This is a genomic window from Kitasatospora phosalacinea (genome assembly GCF_000716545.1).
Lineage (GTDB): Bacteria > Actinomycetota > Actinomycetes > Streptomycetales > Streptomycetaceae > Kitasatospora > Kitasatospora phosalacinea.
On the sequence record NZ_JNWZ01000018.1, the window covers coordinates 1 to 26,637 of the forward strand.

14 protein-coding genes and 1 pseudogene are annotated in these 26,637 nt (G+C 76.4%); 2 read left to right on the forward strand and 13 right to left on the reverse strand.

What is annotated here, in order from left to right:
* Window positions 1-99, forward strand: a pseudogene (locus OO48_RS41160) (neutral zinc metalloprotease); the annotation flags it as partial.
* A 105-nt stretch (window positions 100-204) separates the two neighbouring features.
* On the opposite strand, the gene OO48_RS38865 reads toward OO48_RS41160, so the two are convergent.
* From OO48_RS38865 to OO48_RS11545, 5 genes are all read right to left on the reverse strand, one after another.
* Window positions 205-831, reverse strand: coding sequence for a TetR/AcrR family transcriptional regulator (locus tag OO48_RS38865; protein WP_051732016.1), 627 nt, complete (start codon window positions 829-831; stop codon window positions 205-207).
* Between the two features lie 109 nt (window positions 832-940).
* A complete protein-coding gene (locus OO48_RS11525) occupies window positions 941-2,737 on the reverse strand; it encodes an acyl-CoA dehydrogenase (RefSeq protein ID WP_033214925.1) in 1,797 nt (598 codons plus the stop codon).
* 266 nt (window positions 2,738-3,003) lie between these two features.
* The gene (locus tag OO48_RS39210) at window positions 3,004-4,698 is read right to left on the reverse strand and encodes a serine/threonine-protein kinase (protein WP_051732017.1); all 1,695 of its coding nucleotides are present in this window, start codon (window positions 4,696-4,698) and stop codon (window positions 3,004-3,006) included.
* A gap of 323 nt (window positions 4,699-5,021) precedes the next feature.
* Window positions 5,022-6,023, reverse strand: coding sequence for a BtrH N-terminal domain-containing protein (locus OO48_RS11540; protein ID WP_033214930.1), 1,002 nt, complete (start codon window positions 6,021-6,023; stop codon window positions 5,022-5,024).
* Window positions 6,020-6,826: a MerR family transcriptional regulator gene (locus OO48_RS11545; RefSeq protein ID WP_033215014.1), complete on the reverse strand. Its 807-nt coding sequence runs from the start codon at window positions 6,824-6,826 to the stop codon at window positions 6,020-6,022. The genes OO48_RS11540 and OO48_RS11545 overlap by 4 nt, the downstream gene beginning before the upstream one ends.
* A gap of 831 nt (window positions 6,827-7,657) precedes the next feature.
* Here OO48_RS11545 and OO48_RS39215 point away from each other — a divergent pair.
* Window positions 7,658-9,217, forward strand: a complete 1,560-nt coding sequence (locus tag OO48_RS39215; protein ID WP_051732018.1) for an RICIN domain-containing protein — start codon at window positions 7,658-7,660, stop codon at window positions 9,215-9,217.
* A gap of 128 nt (window positions 9,218-9,345) precedes the next feature.
* On the opposite strand, the gene OO48_RS11555 is transcribed toward OO48_RS39215, so the two are convergent.
* Genes OO48_RS11555 through OO48_RS11590 form a run of 8 tightly spaced genes read right to left on the reverse strand, consistent with a single transcriptional unit; the run spans window position 9,346 to window position 26,601 of the window.
* Window positions 9,346-11,289, reverse strand: coding sequence for a N,N-dimethylformamidase beta subunit family domain-containing protein (locus OO48_RS11555; protein ID WP_245194599.1), 1,944 nt, complete (start codon window positions 11,287-11,289; stop codon window positions 9,346-9,348).
* On the reverse strand, window positions 11,286-12,728 hold the full coding sequence (locus tag OO48_RS11560) for a condensation domain-containing protein (RefSeq protein WP_209439461.1): 1,443 nt from the start codon (window positions 12,726-12,728) through the stop codon (window positions 11,286-11,288). Before OO48_RS11560 ends, OO48_RS11555 begins: the two co-directional genes overlap by 4 nt.
* Window positions 12,716-13,015: a phosphopantetheine-binding protein gene (locus tag OO48_RS11565; protein ID WP_051732019.1), complete on the reverse strand. Its 300-nt coding sequence runs from the start codon at window positions 13,013-13,015 to the stop codon at window positions 12,716-12,718. Before OO48_RS11565 ends, OO48_RS11560 begins: the two co-directional genes overlap by 13 nt.
* A complete protein-coding gene (locus tag OO48_RS11570; RefSeq protein WP_033214932.1) occupies window positions 13,012-13,221 on the reverse strand; it encodes an MbtH family protein in 210 nt (69 codons plus the stop codon). Before OO48_RS11570 ends, OO48_RS11565 begins: the two co-directional genes overlap by 4 nt.
* A gap of 3 nt (window positions 13,222-13,224) precedes the next feature.
* Complete coding sequence (locus OO48_RS11575; RefSeq protein ID WP_033214933.1) at window positions 13,225-16,251, reverse strand: non-ribosomal peptide synthetase; 3,027 nt, start codon at window positions 16,249-16,251, stop codon at window positions 13,225-13,227.
* On the reverse strand, window positions 16,248-17,783 hold the full coding sequence (locus OO48_RS11580; protein ID WP_051732020.1) for a class I adenylate-forming enzyme family protein: 1,536 nt from the start codon (window positions 17,781-17,783) through the stop codon (window positions 16,248-16,250). Before OO48_RS11580 ends, OO48_RS11575 begins: the two co-directional genes overlap by 4 nt.
* A complete protein-coding gene (locus OO48_RS11585; protein WP_033214934.1) occupies window positions 17,780-23,344 on the reverse strand; it encodes a non-ribosomal peptide synthetase/MFS transporter in 5,565 nt (1,854 codons plus the stop codon). The genes OO48_RS11580 and OO48_RS11585 overlap by 4 nt, the downstream gene beginning before the upstream one ends.
* Window positions 23,341-26,601 (reverse strand): non-ribosomal peptide synthetase, encoded by a 3,261-nt coding sequence (locus tag OO48_RS11590; RefSeq protein ID WP_033214935.1) that lies wholly within the window; start codon window positions 26,599-26,601, stop codon window positions 23,341-23,343. Before OO48_RS11590 ends, OO48_RS11585 begins: the two co-directional genes overlap by 4 nt.
* Window positions 26,602-26,637: the final 36 nt, after the last annotated feature.

The following is a 26,637-nucleotide window of genomic DNA, read 5'->3' on the forward strand; positions in this document are numbered from 1 at the left end:
TACGCGGGCCAGAGCGTCACGGTGAAGTTCAACGCGGTCGAGGACTCCTCGCTGCAGACCTCCTTCGTGATCGACGACACCGCCGTCCAGACCGGCTGAACCCGGTGATCCGGTGACCCGGTGATCCGGTGGGGCCCGGCGGAGGCACCAGACCGCCGCCGGACCCGCCGGACCTCGGTCACGGGAGGGCGACCGCGGGCGGGATCAGGCGGTCGGCGCGGCGCGGTGGAGGTTGCGGAGGGCGTTCTCCACGAAGCGGGCCGCCAGGTGCTGGGCGGCGCCCAGGTCGGTGCCGGTGTCGATGGCGTGCTCGCAGACCTGGCGGGCCACACCGACGCAGGCGGCGGCGAGCAGGTCGGCCCGGGGCCCGAAGTCGGGTCCGAAGGCGTCCTGCCGGCGCCTGATGAGCGCGGTGAGCTGTTCGGTCACGTCGTTGACGACCTCCCTGCGCAGGGCCGCGGTCCGGTCGCCGGTCTCGTCGCCCCGGAAGAGCAGGCCGAACCCCTCGGCCCGCTCCGCCGCGAAGCGGAAGAGCGGCTCCATGCCGACCTCGGTCAGCTCGCGGAGGGGGAGCCGGTCGCCCCGTTCGTAGGCGTCGGCGACCGACCTGCGGAACGCCTCCGCCTCGCGCTGGACGACGCGGAGGTAGATCTGCTCCTTGGTGCCGAGCCGGGCGTAGAGGGTCGGCTTGGTTGTCCCGGCCCGGTGCGCGATGTCCGCGATCTGCGCGGAGGTGTACCCCTCGGCGTGGAAGACGCGGAGCGCCGCGTCGAGGAGGTGGTCCTCCTCGAAGCGGCGGCCGCTGAGACTGGTGGCTGGTTGCGCGGACACCGGCTCATTGTACGAACGCGGGTGTCCCCGTTCGGGGCGAAGCGGAGGCCCCGCCCGCTTCGGGCCCCGGATCCGCCGCCACCGTGGGCGGGCGGCGGTGCGCGGGTGGTCAGAACCAGTCGGGGCGGGTGTCGGCCGCCGTACGGTCGAGGGCGTCCAGCAGGTCGAACTGCGGCCCGGTACGGGGGAGTTCGACGCGGAAGAAGTAGCGGGCGGCCTGCCGCTTGCCCTGGTGGAAGCCGTCCCCGCCCTCGGGCAGGGCGAGGAACTGCTCCAGCCAGATCCAGGCCAGCACCACGTGCCCGACCGCCTCCAGGTAGACGGAGGCGTTGGCCAGCGCCGTGTCCGGGTCGCCGCCCGCCCACAGCGCGGCGGTGGTCCGCTCGACGCGGGCGGCGGCCGCGGCCAACCCGGCGCCCAGCGCCCCGGCTTCACCGCCGGCGTCGGTGGCGCGCCGGACGGTGGCGCCGATCGTCTCCAGCAGCAGCCGCAGGCCCGCGCCGCCGCCCATGACGACCTTGCGGCCGAGCAGGTCGAGGCCCTGGATGCCGTGGGTGCCCTCGTGGATGGGGTTGAGCCGGTTGTCGCGGTAGAACTGCTCGACGTCGTACTCGCGGGTGTACCCGTAGCCGCCGTGGACCTGGATGGCGAGGTCGTTGGCGGCCAGGCACCACTGCGAGGGCCAGCTCTTGGCGATCGGGGTCAGCACGTCCAGCAGCAGCCGGGCCCGGGCCCGCCCGTCCGCGTCGGCGGCGGTGCGCTCCTCGTCCAGCAGGCGGCTGCAGTACAGGCTCAGCGCGAGGCCGCCCTCGACGTAGCTCTTCTGGGCCAGCAGCATCCGCCTGACGTCGGCGTGCTCGATGATCGGCACCTGCGGGGCGGCGGCGTCCTTGCCGGTGGGCGGGCGCCCCTGGGGGCGGGTGCGGGCGTAGTCGAGGGCGTGCAGGTAGCCGGTGTAGCCGAGCGCGGCGGCGCCCAGGCCGACGCCGATCCGGGCCTCGTTCATCATGTGGAACATGTACGCCAGGCCGTGGTGCGGCTCGCCGACCAGGAAGCCGACCGCGCCCGGCGCGCCCGCCGGAGTGTGCCGTCCCTCGCCGAAGTTGAGCATCGTGTTGGTCGTGCCCCGGTACCCCATCTTGTGGTTGAGGCCCGCCAGCACCACGTCGTTGCGCTCGCCGAGCGAACCGTCCGGCGCCACCAGGTACTTGGGGACGACGAAGAGCGAGATGCCCTTCACGCCCGCCGGCCCGCCGGGGATCTTGGCGAGCACCAGGTGGACGATGTTCTCGCTCAGGTCGTGGTCGCCGCCGGAGATCCACATCTTGGTGCCGGTGATCCGGTACGTGCCGTCCGGCCGGGGCACCGCGCGGGTGGTGATGTCGGTCAGCGAGGAGCCCGCCTGCGGCTCGGAGAGGCACATGGTGCCGAAGAAGCGGCCCTCCACCATGGGCCGCACGTACGTGTCGACCTGCTCCGCGCTGCCGTGCGCCAGCAGCAGGTTGGCGTTGGCCACCGTCAGGAACGGGTAGGCCGCGGTGCCGACGTTGGCCGCCTGGAACCAGGCCATGCAGGCGTGGGCGACCACCTGCGGCAGCTGCTGCCCGCCCACCGAGTGGTCCATCGCCGCGCCGGCCAGCCCCGACCCGGCGAAGACCCGCAGCGCCTGCCCGACCTCCGGGATGACGTGCACCCGCTCGCCGTCGAAGGTCGGCTCCTGGGCGTCGTTCTTCTTGTTGTGCGGGGCGAAGTGCCGGGCCGCGATCTCCGCGCTGAGGTCGAGCACCGCGTCGATGGTGTCCCGGTCGTGCTCGGCGTAGCGCTCGCGCGCGGTCAGGGCGGTGACGTCCAGCCAGTCGTGGAGCAGGAAGTCCAGGTCGCGGCGGGACAGCAGGAGGGAGTCCATGGCGGTGCGTCCAATCGGGCAGCTGGTCGTGGGGACGGTTCTCGGTTCCGTGCGGCACCCGCGCGGAGCGGCGCCGTGGCGGCTCACGCGCCGTCGCCGCACCGGTTGACTCGTGAGTAACCTAGGCTCGCCTTTACCTTGAGTCAAGATCCTCGGGGGCCGACGGAGGGCGTCCGCCCGGGCGGACGCCGGGCTTCCCCGACAGCCGGCTGACCAGGCCCCGCCCCGTGGGCGGGCGGGGCGGCGGTCCGAAGGGGCTCAGAAGCTCAGAGCACCTTGAGGCACAGCGTCACGGTGCCGTGGAGGGCCTGGACCGAGCTCGTGCCGCACTCGTCGCCCTGGTGGGGGCCGAGGATCCGGAAGATCTGCACGCGGTACTCGTCGCCGGGGGTGTCGGAGTCGGAGCAGTTCCAGCCGTCCAGCAAGTGGATGGTGTCCAGCTTGCCCTCGCCGTCGCCGAGGACGCAGTCGCCGGCGCGGAACTGGCGGTCGAGGCACAGGGTGATGTCGGGAGGGCCGCCTTCGTGGACCCAGTCCGCGCTGCCCCCGTTGGGAGGGCCCGGGCACTCGGTGCCGGTGGGCACCACCTTGGTGACTCGGTAGTACGCGTTCCACGCGTCGCAGGGCACCAAGTCCGGCTTGAAGGTGTCGTTCGGCTGGCCGAGACCGAAGTCGCTCGGGTCTCCGTCCCCTACGTGGAAGCAGTCGCCCTCCCGTACCGCCGCGAACGCCTGGCCGACGGCGTTCGGAGTGGGGCTGGGGGTGGGACTGGGGCTGGGCGGGGGACTGGGTGTGGGGGTGGAGCTGGGACTGGGACTGGGGGTGGGGCTCGGGGTGGGGGTGGGGGTGGGCGTGGCGGGAGAGCTTGCCGTGGCGTCGGCCTGCGGGTGGGAGAAGGAGGGCAGGCCGGTGAAGGCGAAGGCGGTGAGCAGGCCGAGGACGAGGACGGCGCACGCGACGCCGATCCGTGCCCGGCCGGAGCCGAACCGCCTCCGTGGTGGGGACGGTCGGTCGGGACGGCCGTCGCCGGGACCGGAACCGGGATCGGGGGGTGTCGCCGGTGACGGGGCGGTCAGGGTCTGCACCTGGCGCTCGGCGATCATCGTCGTGACCGGCTCGGGGAGCCAGTGGACGGTCGTCCGGGCGGGGTCGGTCAACTCCCCGAGGACGTCGGCCACTTCGGGGCGGTCCCCGGGGCTCTTGGCCAGGCAGCGGCGCACCAGGCCCGTCAGGTGGGAGGGCAGGCCGGCCAGGTCGGGTTCGTCGTGGACGACGCGGTAGACGATCGCTTCGGCCGGGCCGGTGCCGAACGGACTGCGGCCGGTGGCGGCGAACGCCAGGACGAGTCCGAGGGAGAACACGTCGCTGGGCGGGCCGATCTCGTGGCCCCGGGCCTGTTCCGGGGACATGAACGCCGGGGTGCCGACCACGACGCGGGAGGCGGTGGCGGAGGTGCCGTCCAGCGCGCGGGTGATGCCGAAGTCGATGACACGGGGACCGTCGGCGGCCAGGATCACGTTGGAGGGCTTGAGGTCCCGGTGCACCAGGTTGCAGGCGTGGATCGCACGGAGCCCTTCGGCCAGTCCCGCCCCCAGCACGGCGATCCCCTCCGCGGGCAGCGGGCCGTGCGTCTCGACGGCCTGGTGCAGGGACGGGCCGGGTACGTAGGCGGTGACCAGCCACGGTGGGTCGGCGTCCGGGTCGGCCTCGACCACCTGGGCGGTGTAGAACCCGCCGACCCGGCGGGCCGCCTCGACCTCCGTGGCGAACCGACGCCGGAACCCGGGATCGTCGGCCAGCTCGGGCCGCACCAGCTTGACCGCGACCGGGCGGCCGCCGGGCGAGCGCCCCAGGAACACCTGCCCCATCCCGCCGCCGCCCAGCCGACCCTCCAGCCGGAAACCGCCCACCGCGTGCGGATCCCCCTGCCGCAGCGGCTTCGGCCAGACCGGGGAGTTCATCGCACCCCCGCACTCGTGTCCCGGGCGCCGTGGCCGTGGCCGGTCCGGCCGAATCCCGCGGAACCGGTCGGGTCGGCCGTGTGATCATTCGAGCTGGACATGCTGCCTCCCCTGCGGACACCCTGCCGAGCGGGATTTTACGCAACTCCCGCTGTAACAGTCGCTCCTGATGCGCGATCAGGAACACGCGCGGCGCCACGAGCGCGATCGGCAGGCCGCCCGCCCGGTCCGCGCCACCGTCCGGTCCCAGCAACCCGGCGGCGTCCCCGTCACCGAGGCGTGCCGTCCACCGGGCGGCGATCCGGTGGCCGAGCTCCTCTCTCTCACTTCGGGGTCTCGCTCCCCAGGCGGCGCAGGGCCTGCATGGCCTCGCGCTCCATCCGGGAGAGATCGTCGAGGACCGATCCGGCCTGGACGAGGCACCGCGCGTCGCCCGATTCGCCGGCCTTCTCGATCAGTGCCGCTACTTCCGTCCACAGGAGGGCGGCCTCGGTGTACAGCGCGTGGCCGGTGCGCAGGTGGCTGCTGTCGAGCAGCTCGGTGCATTCGGCGAGGAAGTCGCGGTAGAGGTTGCGGAACAGGGCGCCACCGGTGCCGGCCCGCTCCATCAGCAGGGCGGCCCGGGGCAGGTCGCGTCGCGGGTCGTCGGTGCGCCGGAGCCAGGTGCGCACCAGCTTGCCGGCCTTGGCGATGCCGCGGTAACCGAGGTTGGCGATGGGCGGGTCGAGGAAGGCGTCGGCGCAGGAGGTGATGGCGGGGACGACGAGTCCGGGGAGGGCGGGCGGGTTGCGCGGGACGGTGAGGGTGAAGGACCGGTGCCTGGCGGTCATCGGGCCGGTCGCGGCCCTGGCCCGGGCGAGACCGGTCAGGCTGGTGGAGACGGCTCCGCCTTGCTGGTCGGTGTCCACCAGGTGGGCCCGGTGGTCGTCGTAGCCGTACACGGCGACGACGTGGCCGCCGAAGTGGACCTTCGAATCGAAGTAGTCCAGGTGGTAGCTGTCGAGCTGGAGCCCGACGGGGCGGCCGGCGTCGAGGGAGGCCGCCACGTCCTCCCACGCCCTGCGCGGGGAGGTGGTCTCCCGGACCAGGAGTTCCAGCCCGAGCGCGGTGGCCAGGTTGCGGGTCAGGTCGAAGGGCTTGACCCGTCCCCCGAGGAAGGGGAAGTCCAGGTTCTTGCCGTCCCAGTAGACGAAGGACAGGCCCGAGCCGAGGCCGAACAGCAGGGGCTCGGACAGGTCGAGCCCCTGGTGCCGCAACAGCACCCCCAGGGTCGACGTCTCGCAGTGCCGGGTGCCGCGGGCGTCGATGTCCACCACCGTGCTCATGTCGTGGCCTCCTGGACGGGGACGACCAGACGGGTCGTCAGCTCTCCTGGCGGTGCTTGCGCCGGTCCGACGAGGTACGCCTCGCGGACGGGTGCCCGCGGGCGCAGACCGCGCTCGTGGACGGCGGCGAAGAGCGCGTGGTAGGCCAGGGGGAGTTGCCCGTAGGGCCCGACGTGCACGGTCTCGGCGACGAGTCCGCCGGGCAGCACCTCGAACTCCAGGCCGGGCACGCCTTCCCCCCGCGGAGTCTGCGCTCCGACGGCGATCTCCGTCCGCTCCTCCAGATCCAGCGGGTACAGCCCCCACAGCGGCGGCTCCCACGCGGTTCCCGTCCTGCCGAGCGCGGGCAGCAGCCGACCTGCGCACTCCTCGAACCCGGCGCCGATCCCCGCAGGGGTGCAGACCGTCCGCACCACCGCCAGCCGCCGCTCCGGCTCCCTGCCCAGCGTCACCTCGTAGCCGGGCAGGCCGTCCGTCGCCAGCCGCTCCAGCAGCTCCAGCCGGGCCCGGTCCCGGCTGATCCGCTCGGCCAGCCGGTCCCGCTCGGCCCGCAGGATCGCCGCCCTGCTCCCGGGCCCGGCGGCCAGTGCCCGGGCGATCACGGCCAGGGGGAGGTCCATCTCGCGCAGCAGGGCGATGGTCAGGGCGTCACGCACCTGCTCGGGCGCGTAGTAGCGGTAGCCGGAACCGGCGTCCACGCGGACGGGGACCAGCAGCCCCGAGTCGTCGTAGTGCCGTAGCTGCTTCACGCTGAGGCGACAGAGGCGGGCGAAGCGCCCGATGGTGAGGAGTTCGTCTCGCACGCCCTCATGGTGGACCCTCCCCCCGTGGGAGGGTCCAGCGCCGAGCCGCCCGGCCGGCACGAGGACGTCCTTCTCCGAACGCCCCTCGGTCCGCTCCGTCTCGACGGAGTCCTGACGGCTTCTCGACGGCTTCTCGGCGTCCGGGTGCGGGACGGCCCCGGCGGCGGGGGAGTCGACACGGCGGCACACGAGCGGAGGAAGGCGGTTCCCGTGGCCGATCGCGGTTCCCGGCAGGGAACCGCGATCGGCCACCCAGGCCGGATTCCGTACGGCGGGGGGCCCGGCCTCAGGGGGGGAGTCGGCCGGGCCCTCGTCCGCCGCACCCGACGCGTGCCCCGCGAGCGAGCCTTCATGCCTCGCGGTGCGGGGCGACTTCCCCTCCTCGCCCCGCCCGGCCTCCTCGGCCGGCGGTGCCCGGCGCCGCTTCCCCCGCCCGCCCATCCGCCGCCGGCGGCCGGGGGCGCACGGTGCCTCCGGCCGCGCGCCCGCCGAACGCCCTTGCCGGGTGGGCGAGTTCGGACGTTCCTGCCGCCTCCCCCGCTCGGCCGCACGTCGGCCCGACACCCCCGTCGGCGCGATCCGGCCCGGGGACTACGACGGGAAGCGGAGCGCAGGGCGCGGCCGGACGCGCGCGGGCGTACACGCAAAATCCACAAACGGCGGTGGTGATTCCGTGCGCCCCTGGTGGTCGGCGCGGCGCCGAACCGACGATGGCTCGCAGCCCTGACGGACCGTCACCAAACGGTGCGTCCCGGGCCGGCCGGGGCCCGCCCGGCCTCCCCGCGCCCCGCCCGCCGACCGGCGGGCCGGGCACCTCCCGGAAGGACGTCCATGCCACACCGGACCACCGCCCTGCTCCGCCTGCTGGTACCCGCGGCGCTCGCCGCCGGCGTCGTCGTGCCGCTCTCGGCCGGCACCGCCGCCGCCGCGCAGCCGATCTGCCTGAGCGGCAACCTCCAGTTCGACTACCAGTCCGCCGAGGAGGGCACCACCAAGCCGACCCGGACCCGGGCCGCCCGCAACGCCTCGGTCGAGCTCTGGGGCCGGGAGAAGTCCACCGACACCGACCACAAGCTGAACCCGGACACCCAGCTGACCGGGGCGGCCGACGGCTCGTTCAACCTCTGCTACACCCCGGTCACCACCGCCTCGATGGACCACCTGTACGTCCGCTTCGCCACCCGCGACAACCAGGTGTGGAAGGTCACCGACGCCACCGGCGCGGTCTACACCCACAACACGCCGACCCAGACGAACATATCGACGAGCCTCTCCCTCGGCACCGTCAAACCGACCACCGCGGCCCGCGCCTGGCACGCCTTCGACACCGTCAACCTGCTCTGGTCGCGCCGGGCCAACTCCACCACCCCGTGCTGGACGACCGCCGAGGCGAACGCCGCCACCTGCACCACCCTGACCGTCCGCTGGCAGTCCGGCTCCACCGACGGCCCGTACTACGACCTGTCGAACACCGTGCACCTCGCCGACGCCGACCCGGACTCCGAGCACACCGTGCTGCACGAAGCGGGCCACTTCTTCCAGAACCGGCTGTACAACGGCACCTTCCCGGCCGTCACCAACTGCAGCCCGCACTACATCGAGAGGGTGTCGTCCGCCACCTGCGCCTGGACCGAGGGCTTCGGCGACTCGCTGGCCGCCTACCTGCTGGGCGACCAGCGCTACGTGTGGCCGGACGGCTCGTCCTACCCGTTCACCGCCGCCGCGGGCTGGCAGACCGGCGACCAGGTGCAGGGCAACGTGGACGGCGCGCTGCTCCAGCTGTGGAACCAGGTGGACGGCAGCTGGGACCGCACCATCGCCACCCTGGCCTCGCACACGCCGGCCACCTTCGCCGACTGGTTCAAGAACGTCCGCCCGACGGCCGTGCCGCCGCTGTCCACCACCGGCGCCGCGCTGACCGCCCTGGACACCCACGCCGTCAACTACGGCCCCACGATCGTCGGAGACAACGCCTACCACGCGCTCAGCAACGGCGGTGGTGTCGCCCTCCAGCGCGGCGGGACCTGCAGCCTCAGCCTCTCCTCCGGGGCCGAGTTCGCCGCGCTGGACACCACCCGGGCCTCGCAGCGCTGGAAGTTCATCGCCAACGGCGACGGCACCGTGCGCGTCTCCGACAGCTGCCCGATCCCCCTCTACCTGACCGCGCCGACCACCGCCGGCGGCCAGGTCTCCCTGCTGGCCGTCAACCTCGGTGCCGCCAACCAGAAGTGGCAGGTGACGCAGAACGCCGCCGGCACCTACACCCTGACCAACCCGGCCACCGGCTTCGTCCTCGACGGCACCGCGACCGCCGGCCAGGCCGTCACCGCCAACACCGCCTCCGCCGGCTCGGCGAGCCAGAAGTGGGCGTCCGTCTTCTCCATCTCCTGACCCGCCCGGACCGGCCGTAGGACCGGCCCGCAGGACCGGGCCCCCGGCTCCCGGCCCGAGGGGGGAGCCGGGGGCCTCCGCCGTGGCCCCCGACGGAACGGGAACGGCGGCGGAGTCCGGTGACCGGCTCAGCCGCCCTCCCGGGCGGGCCCCGTCGTCATGCCGCCCGGATGGCTGAGCAGCCGGCCGTCGGCCGCCGCCATCAGCAGCCGGCCGGCGTGCGGGGCCAGCGGTCCGGCGGACGGGACGGGCACCGGCGGGGCGAAGGGCGCGAACGGTGCCCGGGTGAGGACCGGGGGGCGGGTGAGCAGCCCGCCGGGGGTGACGGCGTGCAGCCGGGCGTGCAGGACGGCGAGCGCGGTCGCGCCGCCGGCCGGCCCCAGCGCGGTCCACGCCGCCCCGGGGAGGTGGGCCGGACGGTGGTGCAGCACGTCGTCGTGCCCGGTGACCGCGAAGAGCGTGTTGTCGCACATCGCGAGCGCCGTCGTGCCGCGGGGGACGGACCCGGCGTGGACCCACGGCGCCGTACCGGCGACGGGCGCGCGGTGCACCAGCCGGTCGTCCTCGGTCACCGCCAGGAGCGCCAGCGGCAGCGGGTGGCAGGCCTCGCGGGGGGCGGTGAGGCAGCGCAGCCGCAACTGACCCTCCGGGCCGTCCGGGCCGTCCGGGCAGGGCGTCCACGGCAGGTTCTGCTCGGACGGTTCGCGGTGCAGCAGGGTCGTCCCGTCCCCGGCCACGGCGAACAGCAGGCCCTCGCAGGCGGCGAGCGCCCGGAGCCCGGGTGCCGGACCGACGGCGTGCCAGCGGGGCGCGGGCGCCCCGGAGAACCGGTCGAGGACGTTGCGGGTCACCCGCGCCACCGCCGGGTCGTCCAGCGCCCGCCCCCAGTTGATGGTGGCGGCGTTGAACACCGACCCCGCCCCGAGCCGCATGGTCCCCATGGTCGCCCACCCGCCCTGCCCGTAGGCGCGCCAGTGCCCCAGGTCGGCGGTGGCCAGGACGACGAAGGAGCGCGGCGTCCCGTCCCGCCCGGTGGCCCGCGGCACGCCGAGCGACCAGTCGAGTTCGGCCGCGTCCGTCTCGTAGCCCAGCGCCCCCCGGGCGAAGGCGTCCCCGTCCGCCAGACCGGTCCCCTCGAAGGCCCAGTGGTCCGCGAAGCGCACCGTGTAGGCCTCGCGGCCCATCACCGCCATGCCCTCGCCCCACGCCCCCGCGCCCCGGCGGAAGCTCACGCCCGTCATCGCGTTCTCGGGGCGGTCGACCGGTGCGCTGGACCACTCCACCGTCGTCCGGGCCGGGTCGGTGGCGGCGACCGGGTCCGTCGCGGCGTCGCGGTGGCAGACCATGGTGCGGCCGCCGTCCTCCAGGCGGAACTGCCACCAGGCGGTGTTGCCCGCGAAGACCGCGAGGTTGCCGCCCCGGCGGACGAACCCCTCGACGCCGTCCCGCATGCCCGCCGTCCAGTACTCGTCGTGACCGTTCACGACCAGCACCCGGTAGGCCGCCAGGAGTTCCGCCCCGTCGTCCAGGTCGAAGCCCGAGCAGTACTCGACCGGCCGGCCGGTCCGGTGCAGCCAGCGCAGCAGCGGCTCCTCCCACCGCTCCGGCGGCGGACCCCCGCCGGGCGCGTCGAGCGGGACGCGGACCGCGCGCGCGGGCTGCTCCGAGTAGTAGAGGCTCCGGCCCGGCTCACCGGCCCGGTGGTAGGCGCGCCAGGTGGGGAACGGGACGCTCACCAGGACCGGGGAGGTACCGCCCGGGCGCCCCGCCCGCACCGCGAACCACACCTCGTGCTCGGCGTCCCGCTCGGGCCGCGGCACTTCGGGGCGGTGGTCGTGGAAGCTCGCCCGGTACAGCGAACTCGGCCACGCCGCGGGCACGTCCAGGTCGTGGACGGAGCCGCGCACCCGAGCGACGAGCACCGTGCGGTCCGCCACGACGTCGGTGACGACCACCCGGCCGGTGAGCGGACCGCCGTCGCCGGCCGCCGTCCGGCAGCGGATCCGGCCGCCCTGCGCGCAGGACGTGGCGTCCGCGTGGACGACGGGCCGCGGGACGGGCGCGGCCGTCACGCGCGGGCCCGCGACGGGCCGAGCAGCCCGCCCAGGTCGGCCAGCTTCGGCGGGGAACCGGCGGCCGAGGCGACCACCACCTCCTCCAGGGCGCGCAGGTGCGCGTGGATCGCCTCCGGCGGCAGGTACGCGGTGTCGGCGGTCAGGGTGACGGTCAACTCGGCGTCGTCGCCGGTCAGGTGCAGGCAGTACCGGCAGGCCACCCGTTCCTGGGTGGCCGGGAAGTCGAGGACGGTGCGCCCGCGCAGCCGCTCCAGCTCCCCGGCGTCCGGAGCGCCGCCGGGGGCGGCGACCCGTTCGGTCAGCCGCATGTCGTTGAAGCAGCAGTACGGATGGACCTCCGTGCCGCGCTCCCGCGCCAGCCGCTCCAGCAGCGCGTCCCACCCGGCCGGGTCGTAGGAGGCGGCCCGGTAGCCGGCCAGGGACGCGGCGAACGCGCCGGGGAGCAGGTCGGTGAAGACCGCGGTCCCCGCCGGGTCGTCCGGCAGCGGCAGCACCACCAGGGCGTCCTGCGACAGCGTGCTGACCATGGTGCGGCGGTCCGCCGCGGCCCGGTTCCCGGCGATCGGCATGACGGCCGCCGTCCGGTGCCCCTGACCGGCGGCGACCAGGGCGGCCGCCGCGGTCAGCAGCACCGCCGACCCGCTGACGCCGTGGCCGGCGGCCAGGGCGTCCACGGCCCGGGGCAGGGCCGCCGAGACCAGCCGGCCGGTCCAGAACCGGGGCGTGCGCGGCGCCGCGACCGGGGCGGCGAACATCGTCGGCGGGGCCTGCGCGAGGCCCCGCTCCCAGTGCGCCAGCGCGGCTGCGCCGGCCCGCCGCCCGGCCGGGCCGGCCTGTCGGCGGGCCAGGTCCAGCGGCGTCTCCGGGCAGACCGGCCCGGCCGAACCGCGGCGCACCAGCAGCCGCAGGTCGCGCACCAGGACCTCCGCGCCGTGCCCGTCGGACGCCAGGTGGCACAGGGCGAGGACGGCGTGCGTGATCCGCCCGGAACAGCGGACCGCCCCCCACCGCACCGGCCACTCCTCCGCGTACCCGAAGCGGCGCCCGGACAGTTCCGCCAGCAGCTCCTCGGCCGTCCGACCGGCCCGGTCGGGGTCGGGCTCGTCGCGGACGAGCAGGTCGAACCGTCCCTCCCCGTGCAGCCGCTGGCCGGGGGCGCCGTCGGGCAGGTCCGCCAGCCGGGTCCGCAGGGCTTCGTGCCGCAGCACCAGGGCGGTCAGCGCGGCCACCAGGCGCGCGGCGTCCACCGGGGCGCCCCGGTCGGCGAGGGGCAGCACCCGGCCGAGGTTGAAGTAGTGGTCGTTCGGCGCCGTCCGGCCGATCGCGTGCCAGATGGCGCGCTGCCCCCAGGTGAGCGGCGCCGTCCCGCAGCGGCCCCCGGCGAAGGGGACGGCGAGGACGTCGTCCCGCACCGCCGCCCCGGTCACGGGGCCCACCGGGGCTCCGCCGCGCCGAGCCGCAGCAACTGCGCGACGAGCCCGTCGAACCCGTCCGCGTGCAGCGCCCCGTCGCCGAGGTCGAGGAGGACCCCGAACTCCTCCTCCACCGCGTCCGCCAGGCGCAGCAGGGCGAGCGAGCCGACCCCGAGCGCGGCGAGCGACTCGGTGGACGCCAGCACCTCCGACGCGCCGACGGCGCCGTCGCAGGCCCGGGCGACCGACTCGGCGAGGCGGAGCCGGAGCGAGTCGGTGTCCGGGGGCGGGGGAGTGCCGGGGGCGCTCACCGGGCGTCCGCCCCGGACTCCAGGCGGCGGCGCACCGAGAGCGGCCGGATGTCCGGCCAGACCAGGTCGACGTGCGCCGTGCACTCCTCCTCGGAGCCGACGAACCCCTCGGGCCGCCAGCCGGCCGGCAGCTCGGCGCCGTCCGGCCACAGGGCGTGCTGCTCCTCGTCGTTGACGACGACGCGGTAGCGGATCTCGTGGGTCACGGGTCATTCCTCTCGGAGGGCACGGACGGCGGCTGCGACGTCCCGTGCGGTGGGGGTGTCGAAGAAGACGTCCAGCGGGACGTCGACGTCGAGGCGGTGGCGGATCCGGGCGGTGATGGCCGTGATCGTCAGCGAGTGCCCGCCGAGGTCGAAGAGGTCCTCGTCGGGCCCCAGGTCGTCCAGGCCGAGGACCTCGCGCCAGATGTCGAGGACCGCCGCGTCGGTGGCGTCCGCCCCCGCCGGGGCCCCGGCCGGGCGCCCGGGGCGGTCCGCCGCCGGCTCCGGCAGCGCGGCCCGGTCCAGCTTGCCGTTGGGGGTCAGCGGGAAGGCGTCGAGGACGACGTACGCGCCGGGCAGGACGGCGGCGGGCAGCACGCCGGCCAGGTGTGCGCGCAGCTCCTCCGGGGCGGGGGCCGGCCCGGCCGGGACGACGTAGGCGGTGAGCCGGCGGTCCCCCTCCGGACCGTGCGCCACCACGGCCGCCCGCGCCACGCCCGGGTGGCCGGCCAACCGGGCCTCGACCTCGCCGAGTTCGATCCGGTGGCCGCGCAGCTTCACCTGGCCGTCGGTGCGGCCGAGGTACTCCAGCGCGCCGCCCGGGGCGCGCCGCACCAGGTCGCCGGTCCGGTACATCCGGCTGCCGGGAGGCCCGTACGGGTCGGGCAGGAACCGGCTCGCGGTCAGGCCCGGGCGGCCCAGGTAGCCGTGCGCCACCCCCGCCCCGCCGAGGTACAGCTCGCCCGCGACGCCGTACGGGACGGGCCGCAGGCCGGGGTCGAGCAGGTACGCGCCGGTGCCGGCCAGCGGGTCACCGAGACGGACGGCGCCGTCGCCGGTGACGGCGGGATCGGCCAGCGTGGACCAGATGGTCGTCTCGGTCGGCCCGTACACGTTCACCAGCCGCGCGGTGGCCGCGGTGAGCTCGGCGGCGAGCGGGGCGGGCAGGGCCTCGCCGCCGGTGAGCGCGGTGAGGCCCGGGACCGGGCCGGGGAGCCCGGCGTCCAGGAGCAGCCGCCAGCCGCTGGGCGTGGCCTGCACGTGGGTGACCCGCTCGTCCCGGAGCAGCTTGAGCAGGGCCGGGCCGTCGCGGTGCTCCTCCTCCGGGACGAGGACGACGCGGCCGCCGGTGGTGAGCGGCAGGAACAGCTCGACGGCGGAGATGTCGAACGACAGCGAGGTGAGCCCGAGCCAGCGGTCCCCGGCCCGTGAGCCGAGCCGCTCCCGCAGGGCCGCCAGCACGTAGACCAGCGCCGCGTGCGGCACCTCGACGCCCTTGGGACGGCCGGTGGAACCGGAGGTGTACAGCACGTAGGCGGGCAGCGCCGGGTCCGGCGGGGGCAGCGGGCGACGGCCGCCCGGACCGGCGAGGTCCGCCGGGGCCAGGTCGCCGGGGCCCTCGGGCGTCCGGGTGACCCGCAGGGCGGGGGTGGCGTCGGAGCGGACCAGGGCCAGCCGCTCCGCCGGGTACCCGGGGTCGAGGGGGAGGTAGGCGGCGCCGGCGGCCAGGGTGGCGAGCACCGCGACGAGCTGGTCCAGGCCCCGGGGCAGCTCGACGCCGACCAGCGTCCCCGGCCCGGCGCCGTGCCGGACGAGTGCCGCCGCCGCGCGCTCCACCCGCTCGGCGAGCCCGCCGTACGTCAGGGCGGTGCCCGCCGCGACGACGGCGACCGCGTCGGGCCGCTCGGCCGCGCGGGCGAAGAACTGCTCGGTGACGGTCGCGGGGGCCGGGCCGGTGCGCGCCACCGGCGGCACCACCTGCGCGCGCAGCTCGTCCGGGCCGAGCAGGGGCAGCGCGCCGAGCGTCGCGCCGGGGTCGGCGAGGGCCCCGTCGAGCAGCCGGGTCCAGTGCTCGACGATCCGCTCGGCGGTGCCCGGCGGCAGCGCCCCGCGGCGGTACTGGAGGCTGCCGCGCACCTCGTCGCCGCAGTCGACCAGTTGGAGGTTGAGGAGGTTGCGCGCGGTGTCCGGGAAGCCGATCCACTGCACCTCGGCGGCGACGGCGCCGAAGTCCGGCGCGGCGGCGGCCGGGCGGCGCCGGTAGCTGACGGACAGCGGGGCGAGCGCGGTGCGGGGGGTCAGGCCCCGCACGACCCGGCCGAAAGGCGTCGCCCGGTGCCGGTACAGCGCCCGCAGGGCGGCCCGGACGGCGCGGGCCCAGTCCGCGAACGGCAGCTCGGCCGGCCGGGCGGCGCCCGCGGCGGCGACCCGCAGCGGCAGTTCGTTGACGGCCAGGCCGACGGCCACCGGCGCGCCCGGCGGGCGCAGCGAGAGCTCGACCGCGGTGGTGGGGGCGGGGTCGCCGTAGCGGACGAGCAGGGCGTGCCAGGCCGCGGTGAGCAGTTCGAAACGGGTGACGCCGATCCGGCGCGCGGTGTCGGAGAGGGCCGCGCAGCGCCGCCCGTCGAGGCGGAAGGCGGTTTCGGCGCCGGGCGCGGGCAGGACGCCGCCGTCGGCCGGCGGGACGAGGCCGGGGAGGACCGGGGCGGCCGGGTCCGGTCCGTGGTCGGCCCACAGCGCGCGGGCGTCCGCCAGGTCCTCCGGCGCGGGCTCCGCGGCCGGGTGCACGGAGTCGGGCACCGGCGGCAGCGGATCGCCCCGGTAGGCCGCGGCGAGGTCGCCGACCAGCCGGTCCTTGGACTCGCCGTCGAACACCAGGTGGTGGGCGGTGAACAGCAGGACGTGCCGCTCCGGTCCGGTCCGCAGCAGCGCGAACCGGCACAGCGGGCCGGCGAGCAGGTCGAAGGCGGCCGAGCGCTCCTCGGCGAGCCGCGCCGGCAGTTCCCCGGCGGCGCACTCGACGCGGCGCGGGGCGGGCACGGCGACCGTCCGGCCGGTGCCGCCGTCCAGCGCCGGGACGCTGGTCAGGGCCGGGTGGTGGGCGGTGACGGCGGCGCACGCGCGGTCCAGGGCCGGGACGTCGAGCGGGCCGGTCAGTTCGACGGCGACGGCCAGGTGGTAGGCCGAGCCGACGTCCAGCGCGTGCTCGGTGAGCCGCACGCCGTGCTGGGCGGGGGAGGTCGGGAGGGTCACGGGGCGGCCTCACGGGTGTCGGGGTCGAGGGCGCGGCGCAGCTCCCGCTTGAGGACCTTGCCGGCCTCGTTGCGGGGGAGGGCGTCGCGGAAGTGCACGGTGGCGGGGAGTTCGTGGACGGCGAGGCGGTCCAGCAGGAAGGTGCGCAGGGCGGCCGGGGTCAGCTCGCCGGCGGGCACGACGAACGCCGCCACCACGCTGCCGAGGACGGGGTGCGGGACGCCGACGGCCGCCGCGTCGGCGACCAGCGGGTGGGCGTGCAGCGCGTTCTCGACCTGGAGGGTGGAGACCTTGTGGGCACCGGACTTGACGACGTCGCGCTCCCGGTCGAGGAGGTGCAGGAAACCGTCCTCGTCGACCCGGCCGAGATCGCCCATCCGGGTCCACCGGCCCCGGAAGGTCTCGTCGTCCCGCTCGCCGAGGTAGCCGCGCGGCGCGGCGGGCGAGCGCAGCCACAGCTCGCCCGCCTCGCCCGGCGGCACGGGGCGGCCCGCGCCGTCGGTGACGCGCAGGTCGGCCAGGGACGCGGGGCGGCCGGGCGACTGCGGGCGGGCCGGGTCGAACAGCAGGGTGACCTGGGCCGGGGCGGCCTCCGTGGACGTGTAGTAGTTGACGATCTGGGCCCCGGCGAAGACCCGGCTCAGGCCGAGCGCGACGGGCTGCGGCAGGGCCGCGGCGGTGGAGCCGACCAGGCGGACGCCGTCCAGGGCCCCGCTCCCGGCGGCCGTGGCCAGGGCGGGGGAGGCGAGGATCTCGATCGCCGTGGCGGGCACCAGGAACACGCTGCCGACCTCGTGCTCGGGGATCAGGCGCAGGAACCGGGCCGGGGTGAACTGGGGCGCGGCCACGCAGCGGGCGTGCGCGTTCAAGGCGTTGACCAGCATGGTCTGGCCGGCGTTGGTGCCGACCGGGAAGGTGTGCAGGAACGCGGCCGAGTGGCGCAGCGGCCGGCGGCGCTCGTCGAGCGTGCAGCCGTGCGCGAGGTTCGCGTGGGAGGCGGTGACGCCCTTCGGGGTCCCGGTGGTGCCGGAGGTGTACAGGATCTGGGCGGGCGCCCCCGGCTCCGGGTCGGGCGGCTCGGGGACGAGGCCGGGCGGGTCGGGGTCGTCCGCGGCCCGCTCGGTGAGCGTCCGCACCCCCGTCGGCACGCCCGCCGGAGCCCCGGCGGGGCCGTGCAGCAGGAAGCGCGCCCCGGAGTCGGCCAGGACGTGGCGCACCCCGGCGGGCGGCGTCCGGTCGGAGAACGGCACGGCGACACCGCCGGCCCGCAGCACGGCGAGGAACGCCACCGCGAACTCCGTCCAGCCGCCGGTGCCGTAGCACAGGCCGACCCGGTCCCCGGTGGCCAGGCCGGCCGCGCGCAGGACGGTGGCGAGGGCGCCGCTGCGCCGCTGCCAGCCGGCGAAGTCCAGGCGCCGCTCGCCGTTGACGATCGCGGTCCGCTCCCCGTGCGCCGCGGCCCGGTGGGCGAGCAGGGCGGGCAGCGTGGCCGGGGCCGGGGCCGGGGCCGGCGTGGTGCGGGGCGCGGTCATGCGGCGCCCCCTTCGGCGCGGCGGGCCGCGGCGGTCCGGGCCCGTTCGCGCAGGCCCACCAGGTCGTCCGGTTCGGCGTCGGGGACGTCGCGGTCGAAGCGGGCCAGGGCCGGGAGCCGCAGCCCGAGGGCGACCAGCGCCATCATGGCCAGGCCGAACAGCACGTACATCAGGGCGATGCCGCGGCCCGGGCCGGTGCCGACGATCGGGCCGAACACCGGGGCGAGCGCGCCGCCGGGCTCCATCAGCGGGCCGAGGAGGGCGGAGCCCAGCGGGGCGACGACCCCGTGGCCCAGCGGGAGGGTGGACCAGGCGACGAGGGTGTTCAGGGCGAACACCCGGCCGTGGAAGCGCTGCGCGACCTTGGTCTGGACGATCGTCGCGTAGACGCCGTTGACCAGGGACAGGGCGAACGACATGCCGAACGCCCCGGCCGCGACCACCCACAGGTTCGGGCGCAGCCCGGTGACGGCGCCCGCCGCGGCGAGCACGCCCGCCAGGGCCAGCATCCCGCGCAGCCGGTGCCGGCGCGGCCCGCCCCAGAACCCCATGGCCACGCCGCCGAGCAGGGCGCCGACGCCGCCCGCGACCGCGACCCGGGCGGCCGCCCCGAGGTCCGCGAAGGCGAGGACCAGGGGGGTGGTGAGGAGGAACAGCGGCGACAGGAAGACGTTCAGGCCGGCGAACCACAGGAGCATCGCCCGGAAACCGCGGTGGCGCCAGGTGTGGGCGAAGCCGTTGCGGATCTCGGCGACCAGCGACTCGCGCCTGGTCCAGGGGAGGGTGCGCGGGAAGCGGACCGCGAGCAGGACGCCGACGGCGAGCGCGTAGCTGACCACGTCGATGACCAGGATGCCCCGCAGCCCGATCGCGGCGAGCAGCGCCACCGCACCCAGCGGAACGACGAACTGCGCAGTCCCGAAGGCGAGTTGGACGATCCCGTTGGCATGCCCCAGGTACTGCTTGGGGACGAGCTGCGGCACGGCGGAGGCGTAGGCGAGCCGCTGGAAGGTCAGGGCGACGGAGAGCACGCCGAGCAGCGCGTACACCTCCCACGACTGCAGCCGGCCGGCCAGCAGCAGCCCCAGCAGCGCGGCCTGGGTGGCGGCGGCGGCGAGGTCGCCGCCGAGCATCACCGCACGGCGGTCCACCCGGTCGACGACGGCCCCGGCGAGCGGGCCGACCAGGATGCCCGGGAGCATCGCGACGACCGCGTACAGGGCGTAGCGGGTCATCGAGCCGGTCTGCAGCAGGATCCAGATCGGCAGGGCGAACTCGGTGAGCGCCGAGCCGGTGATGGAGACCAACTGGCCGCCGGCCACCAGCAGGAAGCGCCGCATGCTGGGCTGCGGCCCGTCGTCCGCCGGGGTTCCACCGTCCGGCCGGGCGGTGTCGTCCTCCGGGGCGGCGGGCCCGGTCTCGGCGTGGAACCACCAGGAGTTCTCGGGGCCCGGCGCGGGCAGCGCCCCGGTCGTCCCGTCGGCGACGGCGCGGTGCACGCTGGTGACGGCGGCGGCGACCTCGGCCGCGCGGTAGGCGATGAAGAAGTGCCCGCCCTCGTCGAGCACGGCCACGGCGGAGCGCTCGGCCAGCAGCAGCCACTCGCGGTAGCGCTCCTGGTAGAAGTCGGCCGCCGGGTCGCGGTCGCCGACCAGCGAGACCAGCGGCGCCCGCAGCCGGGGCGCGCCGTCGGCGACCTCCGCGATGGCCCGGGTGAACCAGTCCTCGGCGGCCTTCGTGTCCCGGCGCATGTTGCCCACCACGAACCGGACCTGCTCCTCGTCCAGTTCGGAGGTGTCGACGCCCATGCCGGTCAGCCAGTTGGCGTACGTGCGGTCGCCGACCAGCGGTTCGAGCGAGGCGATCCGGCCGAGCGCGGAGAGCACCCGGCTGCGCGGTCGCGCGAACGGGAACTGGGCGCCGGCGTAGACGCCCTCCAGCTCGCGGCCGGACGCCTCCAGGATGCGGGCCACGCAGACGGCGAGCGCGGTGCCGACCGCGCAGTGGCCGTACACGACGAGCGGGCCCTCGACGCGCTCGCGGACCTCGGCGGCGATCCTGGCCGCGAGGTCGTCGAAGGCCAGGTGCTCCTCGGTCACCCCGAGGTCGTGGCCGGGGACGGACACCGCCCACAGCTCGGTGTCGGTGGGCAGCGCGTCGGCGACGGGCTGGTAGACGACGGCGCTGCCGCCGCCGTACGGGACGCAGACCAGGGTGAGCCGGCGCCGGTCGGCCGGCACCGCCCGGGTGAGCCGGTGCAGCAGGCCGCGCGGGGCGCGGTCGCCCTCGGACCGGTCCGCGACGGCCGCCAGCTCCCGGACGGTCCGGTGGGTGAACAGGTCCATGACGCTGATCGGCCGGGCCCCCGCCCCGACCAGCCGCTTGCGGGCCCGGGCGACCACCTGGGTGGCCAGGAGCGAGTGGCCGCCGAGGTCGAAGAAGCTCTCGTCGGCACCGACCGAGGGCAGGCCGAGGACCTCCGCCCAGATCTCCGCGAGCACCCGCTCAGCCGGCGTCGCGGGTTCGGCGGCCCGCGCCGAGCGCCGGACCAGCGGCACCGGCAGGGCGCGCCGGTCCAGCTTCCCGTTGGGGGTGAGCGGGAGGGCGGGCACGGTGGTGAAGGCCGTCGGCACCTGGTGCTCCGGGAGGCTCCGCCGCAGCGCCGTCCGGAGCGCCGCGTGGTCGGGCTCCTCGGCGTCGTCGGCGACGACGAGGTAGCCGACCAGCCGCTGGTCGCCGGGGCGGTCCTCGCGCAGCACGACGGCGGCGTCGGCGACGCCCGGCTGGGCGCGGAGCGCGGCCTCGGTCTCGCCGGGCTCGATCCGCATGCCGCGGAGCTTGACCTGCTGGTCGATCCGCCCGAGGTGTTCGAGGGTGCCGTCGGCGCGGCGGCGGGCCAGGTCGCCGGTCCGGTAGAGCCGGGAGCCGGGCGGGCCCCAGGGGTCGGGGACGAACCTGGCGGCGGTGAGCCCGGCGCGCCGGTGGTAGCCGAGGGCGACGGCGGTGCCGCCGATGTGGAGCTCGCCGGGCGCGCCGGGCGGCACCGGGCGCAGCCGTTCGTCGAGCACGTACAGCCGGGTGTTGTGGATCGGCAGGCCGATCGGCACGCTCTCCAGCGGCCCCGCGCACTCCCAGGCGGAGACGTCGACGGCGGCCTCGGTCGGCCCGTAGAGGTTGGCCAGCGCCAGCCCGGGCAGCCGGGAGGTCAGCTCCCGGGCGGCGTCGGGCGGCAGCGCCTCGCCGCTGCACACCACCCGGCGCAGCGTGGTGCAGCGTTCGACGCCGTCCTCGGCGAGGAACGCGGTGAGCATCGCGGGGACGAAGTGGGCGACGGTGACGCCGGCCGAGACGATCAGGTCGCGGAGGTAGCCGCTGTCCTTCTGCCCGCCCGGCCGGGCCAGCACGATCCGGGCCCCGGCGGTCAGCGGCCAGAAGAACTCCCAGACCGAGACGTCGAAGCCGGTCGGGGTCTTCTGCAGGACGGCGTCGTCGGTGCCGAGGCGGTAGGCGTCCTGCATCCACTGGACGCGGTTGGCGATGGCCCGGTGGGTGTTGGGCACGCCCTTGGGGCGGCCGGTGGAGCCGGAGGTGTAGATCAGGTACGCGGTGTCGTCCGGCTCCGGCCCGGCGGGCAGGTCGCGGGCCCGGGGCCACTCGGCGGGGTCGTCGAGCAGCAGCACCCGGGCGGTGCAGCCGACCGGGGTCGGCAGGCCCCGCTGGGTGAGCAGGACGGTGGCGGCGCTGTCCGCGAGGAGGAGGGCCCGGCGCTCCGCCGGGTGGTCCGGTTCGACCGGCGTGTAGGCGGCGCCGGAGCGCAGGACGCCGAGCAGCGCGGCGACGAGTTCCGGCGAGCGTTCGGCGCTCACCGCGACGAGGCTGCCGGGGCCGACGCCCTCGGCGGCGAGCCGGGCGGCGATCCGCCCGGACAGGGCGTCGAGTTCGCGGTAGGTGAGCGCGGGGCGCCCCTCGACGGCGACGGCCACGGCGTCCGGCGTCCGGGCGGTCTGCGCGGCGACCAGGGCGGGCAGGGTGGTGGCGGGGCGGTCGACCGCGGTGTCGTTGAAGCGCTCGGTCTCGAAGGCGCGTTCGGCCGGGGTGAGGGTGTCGAGCGCGGAGACCGGCGTGTCGGGGTGGGCGGTGACGGCCCGCAGCAGCCGGTCGAAGTGACCGGCCAGGGCCGCGACGTCCTGCTCGGCGAACAGGTCGGTGTTGTAGTTGAAGGAGCCCCGGAGACCGTCCGGCCACTCCTGGAGGAACAGCTCGACGTCGAACCGGGTACCGCTGGCCCGGACGCCGAACGGCTCGACCTCGAAGGGGAGTTCCATGGCCGCGGAGCGCTGGGTGGCGTAGTTCTGGACGGCGAGCACGGCCTGGAAGACCGGCGGCCTGGAGGCGTCCCGGGCCACGTTGAGCTCGCTGACCAGGTGGGCGAACGGCAACTCCTGGTGCGCGTACGCCTCCAGGCAGGTCTCGCGGGTGCGGTCGACCAGTTCGCCGAACGTCGGGTCGCCCCCGAGCCGGGCGGGCAGCGCGAGCACGTTCACGAACATGCCGACGAGCGGCTCCAGTTCGGGCTCCGGGCGGCCGGCGACCGGTGAGCCGACGGCGAAGTCGCGGTGGCCGCCGTAGCGGGCCAGCAGGAGCTGGAAGGCGGCGAGCAGCACCATGTACGGCGTGGCGTGGTGCCGGTCGGCGAGGGCGGACAGCCGGTCGAGCAGCGGCCGGTCGACCGCGAAGCCGTGGCCCGCGCCCTCGAAGGTCTGGCGCGGGGGGCGGGGCCGGGAGAAGGCCAGCTGCAGCGGCTCGACGCCGGCGAGTTCGCGCCGCCAGTGGTCGAGCTCCGCCGCGAGCCGGTCGCCGCTCAGCCGCTCGCGCTGCCACAGGGCGAAGTCGCCGTACTGCACCGGCAGTTCGGGCAGCGGGTCGGGCGCGCCGGCCGCCCGGGCGGCGTACCCGAGCAGGACTTCGCCGAGCAGGACCTCGCTCGACCAGCCGTCGCCGACGCTGTGGTGGACGACGATCAGCAGGACGTGGTCGTCCTCGGCCAGCCGGACCAGCAGCACCCGCAGCAGCGGACCGTTCTCCAGGTCGAAGGGGACGGCGGCGGCCTCGTCCACCAGGCGTTCGGCGGCGGGCCCATCGGCGGCCCCGACCACGGGCACCGGCGTCGGGGCGGGCGGGTCGACGACCAGCAGCGGGCGCCCGTCCTCGGTCGCCGGGTAGCGGGAGCGCAGCGTCTCGTGCCGGGCGACGCAGGTGTCCACCGCGGCCCGCAGCAGGTCGGCGTCGAGCGGGCCGCGCAACCGCCGCACGACCGGGATGTTGTACGCGGAGGTGCCGGGGGCGAACTGCTCCATGAACCACAGGCGTTCCTGGGCGAAGGAGAGCGGCACGGGCGTCCCGGGGGCCCGCCGGGGCACCGCGGTCGTCCGGGGCCGGTTCCGGGCGGCCAGCCGGCGGCGCAGGAGCTCCCGCTTGGGGTCGGAGAGCGCCGCCCCGGCGGACGGGGGAGCGGTGGCCGGGGACGGCCCGGCCGGAGTGGTTCTGTCGGCGGTGCTCATGGGGTCGGGCGGGGTCCTTCCAGGGCGTCCTGGGCGGCCAGGAGTTCTTCGGCGGCGGCGTCGGACAGGGTGTCGATCTCGGCGGCGAGCGCGGCCTCGACGGCCTCGGCGAAGGCCGCCACGGTGCGGTGGGTGAACAGCGTCCGCAGCGGGACGGCGAGGTCGACCGCGGCCCGCAGCCGGGCGATCACCCGGGTGGCGAGCAGGGAGTGCCCGCCGAGGTCGAAGAAGTCGTCGTGGGCGCCGACCCCGTCGACGCCGAGCACCTCCTGCCAGACCTCGGCGACCAGTTCCTCGGCCTCCGTGCGCGGCGGCACGTGCGCCGCCGACGGCCCGGCGCCGGGGGACGGGGCGGGCAGCGCCCGGCGGTCCAGCTTCCCGTTGGGGGTGAGGGGCAGCGCGTCGAGCACGACGAACGCGTGCGGGACGGCGTGCTGCGGCAGGACGGCGGCGAGGGCGGCGCGCAGCGCGTCCGGGGCGGGGGCGGGGCCGCCCGGCCGGGGGACGGTGTAGGCGGCGAGGACGTCGCCGTGCGCGGCGACGGCGGCGTGCGCGACGCCGGGGCACCCGAGGAGGGCCGCCTCGACCTCGCCGGGCTCGATCCGGTAGCCGCGCACCTTCAGCTGGTCGTCGATGCGCCCGAGGAACTCCAGGGCGCCGTCGGCGCGGTAGCGGACCAGGTCGCCGGTGCGGTAGCGGCGGGCGCCCGGCGGGCCGTCCGGATCGGGGACGAAGGACCGCGCGGTCGCCCCGGGACGGCCGAGGTAACCGTGCGTCAGCCCGGCCCCGCCGAGCACCAGCTCGCCCGGGGTGCCGGGCGGCACCGGGTTGCCGTGCCGGTCCAGGACGGCCGCGGTGGTCCCGCCGATCGGCCGGCCGATCGGCGGGCGCGCCCGTCCGTCGGACGCGCCGAGCTCCCGGGTGGTCGCGATGACCGTCGTCTCGGTGGGGCCGTAGGAGTTGACCACCCGCACCCGGTCCCCGAACCGGGCGCGCCAGGCGGCGACCGCGTCGGGACGGACCTGGTCGGCGCCCAGGACCAGCAGCCGCAGCCGCTCCGGCCACGGCGTCTCGTCCAGGTCGGCGACGAGGTGGTGCCAGTAGGGGGTCGGCAGGTCGAGGACGGTGACACCGGCGGCGTACGGCTCGGCCAACTGGTCCGGGAGCGCGGCGCCGGGCCGGGCCGTCACCAGGACGGCCCCGGCGGCGAGCGCGGGGAAGAGCTCCTCGGCACTGGTGTCGAAGGCGAGCGTGGCGTACTGCAGGACGCGGTCGTCCTCGCCGATCCCGTAGCCCTCGACCATCCAGGCGACCCGGGCGGCCAGCGCCCGGTGCGGCACGAGCACGCCCTTCGGCCGGCCGGTCGAACCGGAGGTGTAGATCAGGTACGCCGGGTCGTCGGGCAGCGGCCCGGACGGTTCCCCGGCGGCGGTACCGCTGGTGGAGGCGGCCGGGCCGTCCGCGGCGGCGGACAGCACCGGTACCCGTGCCTCCACCCCGTCCGGCGCGCGGCCGTCCGCCGTGAGCAGCAGGACGGCCCCGCTGTCGGCCAACGCGAAGGCCAGCCGGGCGGCCGGGTAGGCGGGGTCGAGCGGCAGGTAGCCGGCGCCGAGGCGCCAGACAGCCAGCATCGCGACCACGGCCTCCGGGCCGCGCGGCAGGCAGAGCGCCACGATGTCCCCGCGGCCGACGCCGTGCGCCGCGAGCCGGGCCGCCAGGGCCCGGGACGCCCCGGACAGCGCGCCGCGGGTGAGGGACCCGTCCGGGCCGACGACCGCGGTGGCGCCGGGACGGGCCGCCGCCGCCCGGTCGATGGCGGGGAGCACGCAGGAGGCCGGGGGCAGGTCCGGGCCGCGGCCCGCCCCGGCGAGCCGGGCGAGGTCGTCGGCGTCCAGCAGGGGGAGGCGGTGCACGGGCGTGTCGGGGCGGGCCAGCGCGCCGCGCAGCAGGGTCTCGAACCGGCGGCCGGTCGCGGCGACCGTGTCGCCGCTCAGCAGGTCGGAGCGGTAACCCAGGACGACGTGGAGGTCGTCCCCGTGGGCGCGGACGTCCATGCCGAGTTCGAACTTGACGGCGCGGTGCCCGCCGTCGACCTCGGCGCAGGTGAGGTCGGCGAAGGGCTGGACGCCGAGCGCGCCGCCGTCCTGGGTGTGCACGGTGAGCACGGTCTGGAACACGGGGGTGCGCCCGGTGTCCCGGGCCGGCCGGAGGTCCTCGGCCAGCCGCTCGAAGGGGACGCGCCGGTGGGTCAGGGCGCCCGTCCACTCGGAGCGGGTGCGGCGCAGGGCCTTGCCGAAGGTCGGCGCCGTAGAGAAGTCGGCACGGAGCACCAGGGCGGACGAGAAGTAGCCGATGGCGTCCTCGCTGCCGACGGTGTCGCGCGCGGCGGTCGGCACCCCGACGCAGAAGTCGTCCTGGCCGGTGATCCGGTGCAGCAGGCTCAGGTAGGCGGTGGCCAGCACCATGAACGGGGTGACGCGGTGGGCGCGGGCGAAGGCCGCGAGCTCCGGGCCGAGGCCGTGGAGCACCCGCGTGCGGTAGTCGCCGGCGCCCCCGCCGCCGGTCCCGTCGGCCCGGGACGCGTCGCTCCGGGGCGCGTCCAGCGGAAGTTCCAGGGCGGGCGCCCCGGTCAGCCGGTCGCGCCAGAACTCCCTGGCCCGGGCCGCCTCGGGCCCGTCGAGCCAGGCGCGTTCGGCGGCCGCGAGCGCCCGGTACGACGCCGGGGCCGGGAGGTCGGGCCGTGCTCCGCCCCGTCCGGCCGCGTAGTGGTGGGCGAGCTCGGAGCGCAGCAGGCCGAGCGACCAGCCGTCGGCGACGATGTGGTGCAGCACGAGGCACAGGAGGTGCTCCTCCTCGCCCGTCCGCAGCAGGTCGGCCCGCAGCAGCGGCCCCGCGGCCAGGTCGAAGCCGCGGTTGGTGAGCGCCGCGAGGGCCGCCGCCCGTTCGCCCTCGCCCCCGCCCCGCAGGTCGACCGAGCCCAACCGCACCGGCGCCGGCCCGTCGACGACGACCCGCGGCCGACCGTCCACCGCGGGGAAGCGGCTGCGGAGCGCCTCGTGCCGGGCGGCCACGGCGTCCAGGGCGCCCGAGAGGGCGGCGACGTCGAGCCGTCCGGTCAGCCGGAGGACCAGCGGGACGTTGTAGGCGGCCGTGCCGGGCTCCAACTGGTCGAGGAACCAGAGCCGTTCCTGCCCCACGGACAGCCGGTCCGCCGCGTCGTGGGGGACACCGGCGGTGCCGTCAGCTGTGATCGTCAAGTCGACTCCGGTCCGGTGTTCGGTGCGCGTCGCCGC

What these genes read in the sequence shown, in the direction of transcription:
- OO48_RS11580 (WP_051732020.1), bottom strand. Translation starts at nt 17,783, where the DNA reads ATGACCGCGCCCCGCACCACGCCGGCCCCGGCCCCGGCCCCGGCCACG.
- OO48_RS11525 (WP_033214925.1), bottom strand. Translation starts at nt 2,737, where the DNA reads ATGGACTCCCTCCTGCTGTCCCGCCGCGACCTGGACTTCCTGCTCCAC.
- OO48_RS39215 (WP_051732018.1), top strand. Translation starts at nt 7,658, where the DNA reads ATGCCACACCGGACCACCGCCCTGCTCCGCCTGCTGGTACCCGCGGCG.
- OO48_RS39210 (WP_051732017.1), bottom strand. Translation starts at nt 4,698, where the DNA reads ATGAACTCCCCGGTCTGGCCGAAGCCGCTGCGGCAGGGGGATCCGCAC.
- OO48_RS11585 (WP_033214934.1), bottom strand. Translation starts at nt 23,344, where the DNA reads ATGAGCACCGCCGACAGAACCACTCCGGCCGGGCCGTCCCCGGCCACC.
- OO48_RS11540 (WP_033214930.1), bottom strand. Translation starts at nt 6,023, where the DNA reads ATGAGCACGGTGGTGGACATCGACGCCCGCGGCACCCGGCACTGCGAG.